This window comes from Rothia nasimurium (genome assembly GCF_042660305.1).
Taxonomy (GTDB): Bacteria; Actinomycetota; Actinomycetes; order Actinomycetales; family Micrococcaceae; genus Rothia; species Rothia nasimurium.
In genome coordinates, this window is the sequence record NZ_JBHSTW010000001.1 from 89,320 (window position 1) to 105,618 (window position 16,299).

The window sequence follows — 16,299 nt, forward strand, 5'->3', positions numbered from 1 at the left end:
CCGCCCTGCCCCTCCTGTTGCTCGGCACGGTACTCATATCAGCCAGCCTGGGCCAGTTCGAGATTCCCCTCCCCCAGGTTGCCGGGGGTATCCTGCGCAACCTGGGGCTGGCGTCCGCCGACCCTGCCATGCAGCTGGCAGACGCCACCCTCTGGAATATCCGCCTACCCCGCATTCTGCTGGGGCTGCTGGTGGGTGCCGCCTTGGGGGCGTCCGGCGCCCTGATGCAGGCGGTCTTCGGCAACCCGCTGGCTGAGCCGGGCGTCATCGGCATTTCAGCCGGTGCTGCGGTGGGGGCCTGCGGGGCTATTGTGCTGGGGCAGAATACCCTGGGTATGTTCACCGTACCCCTCTGTGCCTTTGCCTGCGCGCTAGCCACCACCGCCCTGGTCTATCTCTTCTCCCGCTCCGGCGGGCGGGCCGAGGTGCTGTCGATGATTCTCACCGGTATTGCCGTAACCGCCGTGGCTAACGCCCTGATTGCCCTGATGGTCTTTATCGCTGATGACGCCAGTCGCGACCAGATTATCTTCTGGCAGATGGGCTCCCTGAACGGGGCGACCTGGGCGGCGGTAGCCACCAGTGCCCCGATTGTGGGTGTCGGTATTATCGGTAGCTTTCTCTTGGCTCGGCAGCTCAACCTGCTCGCCCTGGGTGAGCGGGCCGCTGCCCACTCGGGTGTTCATGTAGAGCGCCTACGCCTGGCAGCCATCATCTGCACCGCCCTGCTCACCGGGGCCGCGGTCGCCTACGCGGGCATCATCGCTTTTGTGGGTCTGATCGTGCCGCATCTGCTCCGAATGGTAGTGGGGCCCTCCAACCGGGTACTGCTACCAGCCTCGACCCTGGGCGGTGCCCTGCTCATTGCAGCCTCCGACCTCGCCGCCCGCACCCTGGTGAGCTTCGCCGACCTGCCCATCGGCATCTTCACCGCCCTGGTGGGCGGCCCCACCTTCTTTATCCTGCTCCGCCGAACCCTAACCAAGGGGGCCCTGTGACCTCACCTTTACTCGTCGCCGATTCGGTCAGCTACCGGGTGAACGGGCGGCAGATTCTGCACGACGTCTCGCTTGAGGTTGCCCCCGGTGAGGTTCTAGCTCTTATCGGCCCCAACGGGGCGGGTAAATCGACCCTGCTGTCCCTGCTGGCAGGTGATGCCGCTCCCAGCTCGGGGCAGGTTACCCTGGGCGGACGTCCGCTGGCAGACTACCGGCCGGTAGAGCTGGCCCGCACCCGGGCTATGCTGCTGCAGCACACCTCGGTAGCCTTCTCCTACACCGTGCAGCAGGTGGTCCAGATGGGCCGGGCCCCCTGGCGGGGCACCGAGCAGGCCCAGCAGGATCACGAGATTGTCGCCGCTGCCCTTGCCGACACCGATACCGGGCACCTGGCGGGCAGGGACGTCCGCACCCTCTCGGGCGGCGAAGCCGGCCGCACCCACCTGGCCCGGGTCTTTGCCCAGCGCACTCCCCTGCTCCTGCTCGACGAGCCCACTGCCGCTCTCGATATTCTGCACCAGGAGCAGACCCTCACCCGCGCCCGCGCCTACGCCCGGCAGGGGGCGGCTGTGGTGGTAGTCCTTCACGACCTCGATGTTGCGGCCTCTTATTCTGACCGGCTGGTGCTTCTTGCTCAGGGGCAGGCGGTGGCGCAAGGACGCCCGCAGCAGGTCTGCACCGCCGAGCGGCTCAGCGCGGTCTACGGCCACCCCATTGAGGTGCTCACCCACCCGGTGACCGGGCGGCTGCTGGTACTTCCGGCCCGCGACTGAGGCTGTTTTCATCCTTGAGACGGACGTGCGCCCTCAGCTTCTCCCACTAGACTGGTTACTACCCTGACCAGCCCAATGCCCAAGGAGCCCCTATGTCTCACACCGCGCCTGCCCACCGCGTGAATGTGAGTACCCCTCCAGACAGCGTCCTTGAGGCCGGTGGGCTCACCAGCGAGCAGGTCGCTGAACGCACCTCTGCCGGGTTAGTGAATACGCAGAATAATGCGACCTCCCGCTCTACCGCCACCATTATCCGCACCCACCTGTTCACCATGTTTAACCTGGTGTTGGGGCTCTGCGGGCTGGCCGTGATTCTGGTGGGTTCCTGGCTCGATACCCTTTTCCTTTTGGCTGCTATTGCCAACGTGGTCATCGGCTTCACCCAGGAGTTCTCGGCGAAGCGCCAGCTGGACCGCATCGCCCTGCTGCGCCGCGACCCCGCTACCGCCCTGCGCGATGGCACGCTGGTGCCGGTTGCCCTCGATGAGCTGGTTCTTGACGACGTTGTGCTGCTCAAGCGCGGGGACCAGGTTCCTGCCGACGCCGTGGTACTCACCAGCGACGGCCTGGATCTTGATGAATCCCTGCTCACCGGCGAAAACGACCCCGTCGGCAAGGTGCCGGGGGACGGCGTCCTGTCGGCTTCATCCGTGATCGGCGGGTCGGGCAAGGTGCGGCTGACGGCGGTGGGGGCTACCTCCCGCGCCGCGAAAATTACGGCCGAAGCCCGCCAGTTCACTACCATCCATTCGGAGCTCCGGGCGGGTATGGAACGGGTGGTCACCTGGATTACCTGGGCCCTGGTTCCCATTATCGCGATTGTGCTCAACGGGCAGATGCAGGCCGCCGGCGGCTGGCAGCTGGCCCTTGATTCAGGGGCCTGGCGTGATGCCCTGATTACCTCTGTCTCGTCGGTGGCCTCCATGATTCCCCAGGGCCTGGCCCTGATGACCACGATTTCCTTTGCCGTGGCATCGGTTAAGCTGGCCCGCACCGAGGTGCTGATTCAGGAGCAGCCCGCTGTTGAGGTGCTGGCCCGCGTTGATACCGTCTGCTTCGATAAGACCGGCACCCTGACCGAGGGCGGGGTGCGCTTTGATTCGGTTCGCTCCCTGACCGGGCAGGTGCTCTGGGCAGAGGCCGGGTATCAGGACGCCGCCGCCGCTTCCCGGGTTAAGGACGGCTGGGCTGCCGCCCTGGGTTGGTTGGGAGCCGACCAGAACGCTAATCCCACCGCTGCTGCCCTGAAAGAGCCCTTTGCTGCCGCAGGGGGCACCGATGATCCAGACCAATCCAGCGCCCCGGTGGCAACCGGCGTCCTACCTTTCTCATCTGCCCTGCGCTTTAGCGGGGTAGAGCTGGCAGATTCTGGGGCCTGGCTGCTCGGTGCCCCCGAGGCCCTCCTGCCTACAGACTCCCCCGCGCGAGAACTGGCCGGTGAGCTAGCCGAGAGCGGGCTGCGTGTGCTGGTGCTGGCCCACGCCCCCGCCCTTCTGCGCGAGCCTTCCGGCAAGGTAGCCACCCGGGTTCCTACCGGCCTTGAGCCCCAGGTGCTCGTGATTTTCCGCGAGCAGGTACGCTCCGAGGCTCCCGAAACCCTGGCCTACTTCAGAAGCCAGGGCATCGACCTGAAGGTCTTCTCCGGCGACAACCCCCGCACGGTAGCTGCCGCAGCGGCAGCTGCCGGTATGGACGTCTCAGCTGGTGCGGTCGATGCCTCAACCCTGCCCGAATCTGGCCCTGAGCTGGTAGAAGCTGCCCGAACCCACGCCGTCTTTGGCCGGGTCTCCCCCGAACAGAAGAAGAACATGGTGCTGGGTCTGCGCGAGGCCGGGCACGTAGTAGCGATGACCGGTGACGGCATCAACGACGCCCTGGCCCTCAAGCACGCCGACCTGGGCATCGCCATGGGCAACGCAGCGCCCGCCACCAAGGCGGTATCGCGCCTGGTGCTTCTCGACGGACGGTTTGACCGCCTACCCGGTGTACTCGCCGAGGGGCGCAAGATTATCGCCAATATCGAGCGGGTCACCAACCTCTTCCTCACCAAGACTGCCTTCGCTATCCTGCTGGGTCTCACCCTGGGCGTGCTCTGCTGGCAGTTCCCCTTCCTGCCGCGCCAGTACTCCACCGCCGACCTGCTCATTGTGGGCGGCCCCGCCTTCTTCCTGACCATGCTGCCCAACACCCGCCGCTACGTCAGCGGCTTCTTGGGCAGGGCCCTGCACTATGCCCTACCGGCAGCCGTTATCATCACAGCGGTACTGGTCTTCGTCAACGGCTACGGGCACGCTCTCGCTGGGGTGGCGACAGCGGAAATTCAGACCGCCACCTTCATCGCCCTTGTACTCATGGGCATCTACAACATCACCACCGTAGTACGGCCCGTGCGCGGCGTCCGCCTGGCGATTGTAGCTGCCATGTACGCAGGCCTAGCCCTGGTTCTGCTTCTGCCGCCCTCGCTCTGGTACCACCAGTTCATCATTCCCAGCGGGGCATATTTACTAGCTACCCTGGCGTCAGCCTTTTTAGGTTGCCTCGCCATCGAAATCAACCTGCGCCTACACACCGCCTGGCTACGAGCTAAACACCCCCAGGTACTTGCGCAGAGCTAAGCTCTGGGAGTACGCTTGACCACGAACGGGGTGAAAGCCCCACTCTATGTAGTCAATCATCAGGATTGTTACTGGTTAAGCAGGCAAGACCTGAGTTGCTATCAGCTCACTACGGCACCTGTGCACCCGCACACGCGCCCTACCTGTGAGCACCCGTCTACCCTCGTCAGGGCACACGGTTCGATAAGCAACTCGGGTCTTTTTCGTCTTAACAGCTAGCAATCCGCACACACCAGTAAGGTTCCACCCGTGAATAACTCACAGATGGGCGAGAAGATCCTCGAAGGCCTGGGCGGCCCCGAGAACATCTCGCACTTTACCCACTGCGCCACCCGCCTGCGCGTGACCCCCAAGTCCAACAGCGCTGTAGACCGCACCAAGATTGAGAACATCCCCGGTGTTCTCTCCATCATCGAGCAGTCCGGCCAGACCCAGGTCGTCCTCGGTGACAAGGTCGAATCGGTCTACAACGAAATGCTCAAGCTGCCCGGCATGGGCTCCGTCGGTGAAAGCGCCTCCAAGGGTGCCGTAGCTACCGACGAGAAGAAGGCCGGCGTGCTCACCCGCGTCTTCGACGTGCTCTCAGACTCCTTCCGCCCCATCCTCTGGGCACTGCTGGGCACCTCCATGATCCTGACCCTAATCGTCTTCCTGCAGCAGCTGGGCTACTTCGGTCAGTACACCGACCTCACCGGTCAGGTCGTCAACGTCGATATCGTCAACGGCCCCCGCCTGGCCGACGCCGACGCGGCTGCCGCTATGCTCAACGAGTGGCGTGCAGCCTTCCCCTTCTGGTTCATCATGCTGGCCGCCTCCCTGTCGGTCCTGCAGTTCATGCCCATCATGATTGGTGCAACCGCCGCCAAGCGCCTGGGCGCTAACATGTGGGTCGGCGCGGCTATCCCCGCGGCCCTCATGACCGGCACCTTCCAGGGCTTCGCCGACATCGCCGTCGATGGCGTCGTCCGCGTCCCCTTCCTGGGCCTTGACCTGCCGCTCTACGTCATGAACTACACCGGCCAGATCTTCCCGCCCCTCTTCGCCGCAGCTCTGCTGGCACCCCTGGAGCGCTTCCTGAAGAAGGTCATCCCCACCATGCTGCACATGGTCTTCGTGCCCATGCTCTCCGTCATGATCCTGGTACCCCTGACCGCCTTCCTGATCGGCCCCATCGGCATCCGCTTCGCCCTGGCTATCTCTGACTTCATCGGTGGCGTCAACGAATCCATGCCCTGGCTGGTTGGTGGCCTCATCGCCGGTCTCTACCTCTTCATGGTGCCCCTGGGTCTGCACTGGCCCCTGAACGCCGTCATGATCAACAACCTGCAGACCGACGGTGTGGACTTCATCCAGTCCCCCATGGGCGCCTACAACTTCGCTGTCTTCGGCGTTGTCACCGGCGTTGCTATCGCCGCCCGCCGCAACAAGGAACTGCGCCAGACCGCTACCGGTGCCGCTGTTTCCGGTCTGCTCGGCGGTATCTCCGAGCCCTCCCTCTACGGTGTTGTGCTGCGTTACAAGCGCGTTTTCCCCCTGATTCTGGTTCCCGCCATCATCGGTGGTGCCACTATCTCGGCTCTGGGTGTTAAGTCCTACGCCTTCGCCTTCACCTCCCTGCTGTCCATCCCCGCTATGCAGCCCTCACACCTCTACATGATCGGCCTGGCCATCGCCTTCTTCGGCGCTATGGCAGGTGTGCTGGTCTTCGGCTATGAGTCCAAGGACCAGAAGGCCGAAGCGGCAGCCGTTGCAGAAACCGGCATTGGCGAGTCAGCTGCTGAAGCAACCACCCCCGGGGCAGCCGAAAAGCGCACCGAAGCTGTTGCCGCCACCGCAGCCCCCGTTGCAGTTGCTGAGAAGCAGGACGCCGCCCCCTGGGCAGCTGAAGAAGCAGCGGCTCCCGCAGCGGGCACCGTCCTGACTATGGCCTCACCCCTAGAAGGCCAGGCAGTTCCTCTCTCCGAGACCCCCGACCCCATCTTCGCCGCTGAAAAGCTCGGCAAGGGTGCGGCAATCGTTCCCACCGGCAACACCGTGGTAGCACCCGCAGCCGGTAAGGTTTCTGTCACTATGCCCTCCGGCCACGCTGTAGGCCTGAAGCTCGACAACGGTGTAGAACTGCTCATTCACGTAGGTATCGACACCGTCAACCTGAACGGTGAAGGCTTCGACGTGAAGGTCACCAAGGGCCAGCGTGTTGCTCCCGGCGATATTCTGCTGACCTTCGATCCCGAGGTCATCAAGAACGCTGGCTACTCTCTGGTTACCCCCGTTCTGGTTACCAACACCAACCGCTTCGCTGAGGTTGAGGGCGCTACCGGCGCCGTCCAGCCCGGCTCCGAGCTGCTGAAGGTTACCACTAAGTAATCCTGTCGCGCTCTTGGATACGCCGCCCCGCATCGTCCTTCCGGACGGTGCGGGGCGGCTTTTTATGTAAAGGACGGTTACCGGCGGGTAATAAGCGCGGTTTAAAGGGTTTTAGAATGGCGGTATGTTTACCGTCAAATCCTTTTATGACCTGACCCTTGATGAGCTCAACGAGATTTACCTGCTCCGCGGTCTGGTCTTTGTGGTGGGCCAGAAGATTACCGAAGAGAACGAGATTGACCGGGCAGATCGGCAGGCCCTGCACTTCTTCCACGCCAATGAGCGTGGCGAAGTGCTGGCCTACCTGCGTCTCTTTGACCTGGCCACTTTCTCTGACGACGCCCACCCGGCGGACCCCGGCGCATGGACGCTGGGGCGAGTGGCGGTACATCCGGACGCCCGCGGCACCGGCCTGGGCCGCCGCCTACTCAATGAGGCACTGACCTGGATTGAAGAAAACACTGAGGCCGAACGCATCTCTATTAGCGCCCAGGCCTACCTAGCAGAGAGCTACTACGGGGCGGCAGGCTTTGAAGTTGTGGGGGAGCCCTACCTGGAAGCGGGTATCGAGCACGTGCACATGGTGCGCCCCATCGAGCGATAGCAAAAGAAGAAAAGCTACGCCAAATTCATGAGCTAAAAAGACGCTGTAACGTATTTTTTACATTTTTTTGAAGAGTTTTACATATAAACAGGGGTTTTTGTGGCGCAGTTCCCCAAAAGTGACCTAGTATATACATTACACATCGTGTGATTCACCACACCCAAGAGTTGGGAAGGCTTGCGCCGCCCCGCACACACAGGGTGAAGATCGCGGACCACAACATACATTTCCCCTTTTCAGCAAGGAGACACTAATGCGCAAGACCCGCATTTCCTCAGCTCTCGGCCTCTCAGCTGTAGCTGCCCTGGCTCTCTCAGCCTGCGCCAGCTCCGACACCGGCGCCTCCAGCACCTCAGGCTCCGACGCAGCTGCATCAGACAAGTCAGTTTCAATTGCTATCACCAACGTTTTCTCCTCACTGAACGTAGGCACCGCTGAAGGTAACTCAGACACCAACGGCATCATCGCTCAGATGACCAACCGTGGCTTCTACACCATCACCAACACCTTCGACATCCGCCACAACGAGTGGTTCGGCACCTACTCCATGACTGAAGAGGGCGAAGGCATCAAGGTTGACTACAAGGTCAACGACGACCAGAAGTGGTCAGATGGCAACGACATCGACAAGGGCGACCTGCTCCTGGCATGGGCTGCTCAGTCAGGCCACTTCGACAGCGAAGACGGCGAAGTCGTCTACTTCGAATTTGCAGGTGAAACCGCTGGCCTCGGCGGCGCAGAGGTCCCCGTTGTGAGCGAAGACGGCCGCTCCATCTCCTTCACCTACCCCAAGGCTTTCGCTGACTGGGAAATCGCTTACGACATCGACAAGCCTGCCCACGTTGTCGCTGAGCTGGCCGGCATGACCGAAGACGAGCTCATCGAAGCTATCGAGACCGCAACCCCCGGTGAAGAAAACGAGCAGCTGCGCAAGATTGCAGATGCCTGGAACACCGGCTACAACACCACCACCATGCCTGCCAACGAGGCTCTCACCGTCGGTAACGGCCCCTACCTGGTCACCGCCGTTGAAGAGAACCAGTCAGTTACCCTGACCGCCAACCCCAACTACCAGGGCGACAAGAAGCCCGCCATCAACGAGGTTGTGCTCAAGGTACAGGGCGACGTTGCAACCCAGATTCAGGCTCTGCAGAACGGCGAAGTCAACGCTGTTGCCCCCCAGGCCTCCATCGACACCGTCTCCCAGCTGGAAGCTCTGAGCGGCGTTGTCACCGAGACCCAGCCCGACCAGGCTTACGACCACCTGGATCTGAACGTCAAGGAAGGCTCACCCTTCGCTGACGAGAACGTCCGCAAGGCCTTCCTGCTGACCGTTCCCCGCCAGGACATCGTCGACAAGCTCATCAAGCCCATGGACGCCGATGCTCAGGTTCTGAACTCCCAGCTCTACGTAGCATCAGACTCCGAGAACTACGCCAAGACTGTTGAGTCCAACAACTCCTCTGACTACCCCTCAGACGACATGGACGCCAACATCGAGAAGGCTAAGGAACTGCTGGGCGGCCAGACCCCCACCATCCGCATCCTCTACAACAACAAGAACCCCAACCGCATCAACTCCTTCCAGATGATCAAGGAATCCGCTGAGAAGGCAGGCTTCGTGGTTGTTGACGCCGGTAGCGAGCAGTGGTCATCCCTGCTGGCCGGTGGCGACTACGAGGCATCCATCTTCGGCTGGGTTTCCTCAGGTGTAGGTAACTCCTCACTGGGCCAGATCTTCAAGACCGGTTCATCCTCCAACTTCACCGGCTACTCCAACGCAACCGTTGACGCAGCAGCTGATGAAATCATGACCACCACCGACACCGCCCGCATCGAAGAACTGAAGATGCAGGCAGACGGCGAACTGTTCAAGGACGGCTACGGTCTGCCCCTCTTCCAGTCCATCGCTGTTACCTCGGTTTCCGACACCATCACCGGTGTACAGCCCAAGCCCGGTCAGCAGCCCCTGACCTGGAACATCGAAGAGTGGGACATCGCAGAGTAAGTACAGTTACGCTCTAGTCACGCTACAGATGGCAACTAACAATCTGTAACTGCCCTACGGCGCGGACGCTCACGAGCGTCCGCGCCTCTGGCTGTTTTGAGAGCACCCTCCTATTCCCAGGGTGTGCTCCCCTACCCATCAGGATTCATCATGCTCATGTACTCCGTGAGGCGCCTGATCACCGCAGTTTTCATCCTCTTCGGTGCATCGTTCCTCATCTACAACCTCGTAGCAATCGCGGGTGACCCCCTCGAAGAGCTACGCACATCGTCCTCCCCTAACAAAGACGCACTCATTGCCCAGCGCATTGCTGCCCTGGACCTAGACACCCCCGCCCCGCTGCGCTACTTCAAGTGGCTTGGCGGCGTGCTCGGCTGCTTTGCAGGTAAGTGCGACTTTGGCCAGAACCTGGCAGGCACACCCGTCACCCAGCTTCTCTCTAACGCTGTCTACCAGACCCTTACCCTGGTCGTAGCGGCCACCGTGCTCTCCATCCTGATCGGTGTCAGCCTGGGTATCATCTCAGCCCTGCGCCAGTACTCAGGCCTGGACTACACCGTGACCTTCGCCAGCTTCCTCTTCTTCTCCCTGCCCTCCTTCTGGATCGCAGTTCTGCTCAAGGAATTCGTCGCCATCGGCTTCAACGACTTCCTCCGCAACCCGGTGGTCACCATACCCACGACCCTGCTCATATCGGTGCTGGCAGGCCTCTTCTGGTACTCCGCCTCCTTCGGCAAGCAGAAGACCCGCTACCTGATGGGCCTGCTGGGCTTCGTCATCACCGCGGGCGCTATCGTCTTCGTTTCCACCACCAAGTGGTTCCTCACCCCCTTCCTGGGCATCCCCTTCATGCTGCCCCTGGGCCTGGGCGCCGCCATCATCTTCACCATCCTGGTCTCCGGCCTGCGTAACCGCCGTGCCCTGGGTGCAGGTCTAACCATGGTCGTCGCTGGCCTAGCTGCCTACTTCCCCCTGCAGGACCTGCTCGATTTGGCTACCATGCTCATGGTCATTCTGATTGCCCTAGCCTTCATGGCTCTGGGCTGGGTTGTTGGCCTGCTCTGGGGCGGCTACGACAAGGGCCAGGGTGCCCGCGTCGGTATGCTCACCGGCCTGGTCATGGCGCTGCTGATTATCGCCGACCGCTTCATGCAGGCCTGGCCCGCCTACATCAGCAACAGCCGTATCAAGGGCCGTCCTATCCCCACCGCCAACGCTTCTACCCCCAACCTGCAGGGTGACTTCTGGATTCTGAACACAGATACCCTCACCCACATCCTGCTCCCCACCATCGCCCTGACCCTGATTTCGCTGGCCTCCTACTCACGCTACTCACGTGCGTCCATGCTCGAAATCATGAACCAGGACTACATCCGCACCGCCCGCGCCAAGGGCGTCTCAGAGCGCTCCGTCGTCATGAAGCACGCCTTCCGCAACGCCCTGATCCCCCTGGCCACCATCATCGCCATGGACATCGGCGGCATCATCGGCGGCGCAGCGATCACCGAACGTATCTTCGCCTTCAAGGGCATGGGTACCCTCTTCCTCGACTCGCTGGCTCACACCGACCCCAACCCCGTCATGGGCGTCTTCCTGCTTACCGGCATCCTGGCGCTCGTCTTCAACCTTGTGGCTGACCTCCTCTACTCAGCCCTCGACCCGCGCGTGAGGGTGAAAGCATAATGAGCACCAACGACAAGAACCTCAGCTCAGGGCCCGCTAAGGAGCCCACCACCGAGACCACCGCCCTGCGCTCCGTCGAAACCAACGTCGACATCCGCGCCCAGGAGTCCGTGGGTAAGACCCAGGGCCAGATTGTGCGCAAGCGCTTCCGCCAGAACACCGGTGCGGTCATCTCACTGGCTATCCTGGTCGCCGTGCTCCTACTGGCCCTCACCTCCATCGGCGTGGGCCCCATCCCCGGCTGGTGGAAGTACAACTACACCGAGATGAACCCCATCGTGAACGGTGCAGCCCCCAACGCCCAGCACTGGTTCGGCCAGGACGCCACCGGTCGCGACCTCTTCGCCATGACCATGCGCGGTGTGCAGAACACCTTCCTGGTGGTCATCCTGATTACCAGCATCGCCGGCTTCCTCGGTGTACTCTTCGGTGGCCTGGCAGGCTACTACCGCGGCTGGATTGAAGCCGTCATCATGCGCTTTACCGACATGGTTATCATCATCCCCCTGATGCTGCTGACCGCCGTGCTCGGTAAGCTGGCCGGTAGCTACTTCCACGGCATCTGGAACACCATCATGTTCGGTGTAGTCGTGGGTCTGCTCTTCTGGTCCTCCCTGGCCCGTCTGGTCCGTGCAGAGTTCCTCTCCCTGCGCGAACGCGAGTTCGTGGACGCCGCCCGCCTGGCAGGCGCCTCAGACCTGCGCATCATCTTCAAGCACATCCTGCCCAACGCCATCGGCGTGGTCACCGTGAACGTGTCACTGATGATGAGCTCCGCAATTCTGACCGAAACCGCGCTCTCTTACCTGGGCTTCGGTATCAAGGCCCCCGACTGGTCACTGGGTTCACTGATTTCAGCGAACCAGTCAGCCTTCTCTACCCGCCCCTGGCTCTTCTGGTTCCCCGGCCTCTTCATTCTGGTGATTTCACTCGCCGTCAACTTCGTTGGCGACGGCCTGCGTGACGCCTTTGACCCCCGCCAGAAGAAGTTCAACCCCAAGAAGGCAACCAAGCGTACCGCCCACTCAGCCGAAAACGGCGTGGGTATCGATGGCTCAGCAACCACCCCCGCAGCAGCTACTGCCGCGGCAGGCACCGCCACGGTACATACCTCCCTTGCCTCCGAGGTAGAGACCCCCGCCAGCAGCCGAACCTCAGACTCCCTTGACCAGGACCTGGACGGCCCGGCAGGCTCACCCCAGAACAAGTAGCTCTCATCGCACGAGGCGGTGAGCGCACCAGCACTCACCGCCTCGTTGATAACCGAATAGAGAAGGCAGAACCTCCCGGCCTACCGAAAGCTTAGAAGACTAAGCCAGCCACAGCGGCCAGAAGCAAAAGGACGAAAATAGCCAGCCCACGGGCGTCCACCCGCGACTGCTGAAGGGGCTCAACCGCCCCCAGGGCCTCGTCCTCCACCAGCTCCTGCCAGTAGCCGCGCAGCACCAGGGCAACCGCCCCAGCCGCCGAATTCGGAAGATCCGAAGCGCGCACTGACCGCTCTGCACCGTAGGTGATAGCGGGCAAACGCTCAAGATCCTGACGATGGGCAGAAAGGGACGCCACCATACCGCTTGACGGCAAACCAAAAGCCTGAAAACGCTTGGTGGGAGTCACCAGGGTCAGATGGTACTTGGTTGAAATATCAATCAGGGCAGCGTAATTGACCCGGTGGGTTACAAAGGGGTTATAGATGGTGATGTCGTCAGCACCAGCAACCAGGCGGGATCGGCCCAGCACGTACCAGACGGTATAGGCCATCCACAGCACGCCCCAGCCGCCGGTCAGTAGGGCCGAAAGGCCACCGCTGATAGCTAAGGCCACCAGCACGCTCGCTGCAACCAGCACAGCGCACCAGGTGTAAAAAGGGGCGGTCTTCACGCGAAAGGTAACCGGAGGGTTCTGCAAATACTGAGACTTCATAGTCTCTCGATTCTCTCAGATGAGACAGCTCCACCACACCAATCTTCTACAGAAACAACCAAGAGTTGGGAAAACCAGTGAATACACCAACCACTCAGCCAACCGGCGCCCAGCCGGTCCTCGAAGTCCGCGATCTCAGCGTTGACTTCGGCGTCGAACGTACCTGGGTTCCCGCCGCCATGAACCTCAACTACGAGGTGCATGCCGGTGAGGTCCTCGCCATTGTGGGTGAATCCGGCTCAGGTAAGTCCGTTTCGTCCATGGGTATGATCGGGCTGCTGCCCAAGAACGCCCGCGTCACCGGCTCCGTCAAGCTCAACGGCCGCGAACTCATTGGCCTGACCAACACCGAGCTGCTCAGCGTGCGCGGTGAAGAAGTCGCCGTGATCTTCCAGGAACCCATGACCGCCATGAACCCGGTCATGACCGTGGGCGACCAGATTGTTGAGACCCTGCGCCTGCACAAGAACGTCTCACCGGCAGAGGCTAAAGAAGAAGCCATCAAGATGCTTGAGATGGTCGAAATGCCCGACCCCGTCAAGGCCTTCAACTCCTACCCCCACCAGATGTCCGGTGGCCAGCGCCAGCGCGCCATGATCGCCCAGTCGCTCTCCACCAACCCCAAGCTGCTCATTGCAGATGAGCCCACCACGGCACTCGACGTGACCGTGCAGGCAGAAATTCTTGAGCTCATGCGCAACCTGCAGAAGAAGCTCAACTCAGCCATCATCCTGATCACCCACGACATGGGCGTGGTCGCCGACCTGGCCGACCGTGTTGCCGTCATGCGCCGCGGCCAGATCGTTGAAACCGGCGAAATTCACGAGGTCTTCAACAACCCCCAGCACGAGTACACCCAAGCCCTGCTCGGTGCCGTGCTCCACCTGGGTGGCGACGAAATCGACGTGAACGCCGCCATCGACGACGCCGCCGAAAACCAGCGTCCGGCCACCGCCCTGCTAGAGCAGGTAGCCCCCCAGCGCACCGGCGACGTCATCCTCTCCCTCAAGGACGTCGCCCTCGAGTACCCCAAGCAGGGACGGGTTGGCCCCTTCCGCGCCGTCACCGGCGCCAACCTCGAAATCCGTGCCGGTGAGGTACTGGGTCTTGTGGGTGAATCGGGCTCCGGTAAGTCCACCATCGGCCGCGCAACCGTCGGCTTCCTGCAGGTAGCCGAAGGTGAGCTGAACGTCTGCGGCGTCGATATGCGCAAGCCCAGCCGCAAGGACCTGGCCGAGGTACGCAAGCACGTAGGTATGGTATTCCAGGACCCCTCATCCTCCCTCAACCCCCGCCTGCCCATTGGCGAATCCATCGGTGAGCCCATGATGCTTGCTGGCGTGGCTAAGGGAGCCGAGCTGCAGAAGCGTATCGAGGAGCTCCTGGACCGTGTAGAGCTGCCCCGCTCCTACCGCAACCGCTACCCGCACGAGCTCTCCGGCGGTCAGAAGCAGCGCGTCGGTATCGCCCGCGCCCTCTCCCTCAAGCCCAAGCTACTCATCGCGGACGAGCCCACCTCAGCACTCGACGTTTCGGTTCAGGCCCGCGTGCTGGAACTCTTCCGTGAGCTCCAGGAAGAAATGGGCTTCGCCTGCCTCTTCGTCACCCACGACCTGGCAGTCATTGACGCCCTGGCTGACCGTATCGCGGTGATGCGCCGCGGCGAAATCGTCGAGCAGGGGCCGCGCGAGCAGATTCTGCGCCACCCCCGCGAGGTCTACACCCAGCGCCTGCTGGCCGCTGTGCCGCTGCCCGACCCGGACGCCCAGGCTGAGCGCCGCGAACTGCGCGCCAAGCTGCTGGACGAAACCGGCCACGTTGTCAGCTAAAGGCAACTAAAAGGAGCTCCACCAGATTATGGTGGAGCTCCTTTTGTGTACCCAGAGATCAATAAAGTTTTGCGGGCTTCGCAGGCTCACGCTGGATGAAGCCCCGCAGATTCCGAGCGCGCGAGGAAAATAATCTGCGGGCGCAATAGGCATAAGCCTGACCCTCACGCCCCGCCTTACGGCGGATTCCGTTCGCTCTTACGTGCTCGCGCGCTCGCACCCGCTCACTCCATCGAGCCAACAGCTTCGCTGTGAGCCTGCTTTGCCCGCATACTTGAAGATGCCGAGAGAACAGGCATAATGCGGTGCCCGTGCTAGAAGCCAGCTGGCTGGGGCTGGCGTGAATCGGGCGAGCGCCCCAGCGCGAGCCCGAGAGGGTCAGCTGGCGCTAGCACGGGCACTGCATTACTCGCCCTACCCCGACCCTGAATCCCTAATTCATCTTGTTGCGCCAGTCGGCGTCCTTGCCCGCGCGGGCATCGCGCAGGGCCAGCAGGTTCTGCTTGATGAGGGCTTCGGGCTCGACGGGGCGGCCGCCCGCTGAGTGGGGGGTGATGATGATGTTCTTGGCATCCCACAGGGGGTCGCTGGCGGGTAGGGGCTCTTCGACTACAACGTCGACGGCGGCGCCGGCGATGCTGCCTGAGTTGAGGGCTTCAATCAGGTCTGCCTCGTTGACGGTGGGGCCTCGGCCCACGTTGATGACGTAGGCGCGCTGGGGCAGTTTGGCCAGGCGAGCGGCGTCGAGGGAGTTCTTGGTTTCCTCGGAGTTAGGCAGGATCATGACCAGGATGTCGGTGGTTTCTAGGACCGAGTCGATGTCGTCGGTGGCGACCACGGGGAAGCCCGCGCGCTCACCTGCTGAGCGGGCGATACCGGTGACCTCGGCGCCGAAGGCGTCGAAGAGGCGGGCGGTTGCCTGGCCGATAGAGCCAAAGCCCCAAATGGTGACTTTGGCGCCGAGCAGGGTGGTGACCTGGTCGGCGGGGTGGAGTTCCTGGGGGCCGCCGAGTTCGGTGGCCCAGTTCTTCTGTGCCTGGTGCTCGGCCAGGGTGGGCAGGAAGCGTACAAAGTTCAGGGCCAGGGCTAGAGTGTGTTCGGCAACGGTCTTTGAGTGCAGGCCGCTGCCGGAGGCGATGACGGCCTCGGGGCGGAAGCCCGCGGCGCGGGCCTGGTCGGGGCCTGCCAGCAGCGCCTGGACCAGCTCTACCTGCTGAAGGTGGGCGGCGGCGTCCTTAAGCTGGTCATTGGTGTTCCCCCATGCCACCAGTACGTCGGCGTCGTGGTGTTCGGGGGCGATATTGACGGTGGGGTCGTAGCTGACCAGCTCGTCGCTGGCTTCAGCGCCCAGGGCGCTCTGGTCAAGGGTGATTGATGTGGGCAGAAGAATCTTCATGGTGTACTCCTTTGTTCCAAGTGTTAGGCGCGGGGGCACCCACTAGCCACTTTACCCCCGCAGGGCACTGCTGTTTCTACCCGTGACGCAGCATGACGGACGG

The 16,299-nt window shown here is 62.3% G+C and carries 11 protein-coding genes; 9 read left to right on the plus strand and 2 right to left on the minus strand.

Annotated features, from left to right (window positions below):
* Positions 1 to 5 precede the first annotated feature (5 nt).
* The 8 genes from ACFP6B_RS00420 (at position 6) to ACFP6B_RS00455 (ending at position 12,259) form a co-directional block, all read left to right on the plus strand.
* Positions 6 to 998, plus strand: coding sequence for a FecCD family ABC transporter permease (locus ACFP6B_RS00420; RefSeq protein WP_377125542.1), 993 nt, complete (start codon positions 6 to 8; stop codon positions 996 to 998).
* A complete protein-coding gene (locus tag ACFP6B_RS00425) occupies positions 995 to 1,771 on the plus strand; it encodes a heme ABC transporter ATP-binding protein (protein WP_377125350.1) in 777 nt (258 codons plus the stop codon). The genes ACFP6B_RS00420 and ACFP6B_RS00425 overlap by 4 nt, the downstream gene beginning before the upstream one ends.
* Before the next feature lie 92 nt (positions 1,772 to 1,863).
* Entirely contained in the window at positions 1,864 to 4,386 is a 2,523-nt protein-coding gene (locus ACFP6B_RS00430) for an HAD-IC family P-type ATPase (protein WP_377125353.1), read from the plus strand.
* 249 nt (positions 4,387 to 4,635) lie between these two features.
* Complete coding sequence (locus tag ACFP6B_RS00435; protein ID WP_377125356.1) at positions 4,636 to 6,753, plus strand: glucose PTS transporter subunit IIA; 2,118 nt, start codon at positions 4,636 to 4,638, stop codon at positions 6,751 to 6,753.
* 124 nt (positions 6,754 to 6,877) lie between these two features.
* On the plus strand, positions 6,878 to 7,357 hold the full coding sequence (locus tag ACFP6B_RS00440; RefSeq protein ID WP_377125359.1) for a GNAT family N-acetyltransferase: 480 nt from the start codon (positions 6,878 to 6,880) through the stop codon (positions 7,355 to 7,357).
* A 253-nt stretch (positions 7,358 to 7,610) separates the two neighbouring features.
* Positions 7,611 to 9,365 carry an ABC transporter family substrate-binding protein gene (locus tag ACFP6B_RS00445; protein ID WP_377125362.1) on the plus strand — a complete coding sequence of 585 codons (1,755 nt, stop codon included), beginning with the start codon at positions 7,611 to 7,613 and terminating at the stop codon, positions 9,363 to 9,365.
* Between the two features lie 150 nt (positions 9,366 to 9,515).
* On the plus strand, positions 9,516 to 11,048 hold the full coding sequence (locus ACFP6B_RS00450) for an ABC transporter permease (protein ID WP_377125365.1): 1,533 nt from the start codon (positions 9,516 to 9,518) through the stop codon (positions 11,046 to 11,048).
* Positions 11,048 to 12,259 carry an ABC transporter permease gene (locus ACFP6B_RS00455; protein ID WP_237205858.1) on the plus strand — a complete coding sequence of 404 codons (1,212 nt, stop codon included), beginning with the start codon at positions 11,048 to 11,050 and terminating at the stop codon, positions 12,257 to 12,259. Before ACFP6B_RS00450 ends, ACFP6B_RS00455 begins: the two co-directional genes overlap by 1 nt.
* Before the next feature lie 91 nt (positions 12,260 to 12,350).
* Here ACFP6B_RS00455 and ACFP6B_RS00460 read toward each other — a convergent pair whose 3' ends face one another.
* On the minus strand, positions 12,351 to 12,971 hold the full coding sequence (locus ACFP6B_RS00460; RefSeq protein ID WP_237186920.1) for a hypothetical protein: 621 nt from the start codon (positions 12,969 to 12,971) through the stop codon (positions 12,351 to 12,353).
* Between the two features lie 77 nt (positions 12,972 to 13,048).
* Here ACFP6B_RS00460 and ACFP6B_RS00465 point away from each other — a divergent pair, with 77 nt between their 5' ends.
* Positions 13,049 to 14,800, plus strand: coding sequence for an ABC transporter ATP-binding protein (locus ACFP6B_RS00465; RefSeq protein WP_377125369.1), 1,752 nt, complete (start codon positions 13,049 to 13,051; stop codon positions 14,798 to 14,800).
* A gap of 433 nt (positions 14,801 to 15,233) precedes the next feature.
* Here the strand turns inward: ACFP6B_RS00465 and ACFP6B_RS00470 are convergent, their stop codons facing one another.
* Complete coding sequence (locus ACFP6B_RS00470; RefSeq protein WP_377125372.1) at positions 15,234 to 16,196, minus strand: NAD(P)-dependent oxidoreductase; 963 nt, start codon at positions 16,194 to 16,196, stop codon at positions 15,234 to 15,236.
* Positions 16,197 to 16,299: the final 103 nt, after the last annotated feature.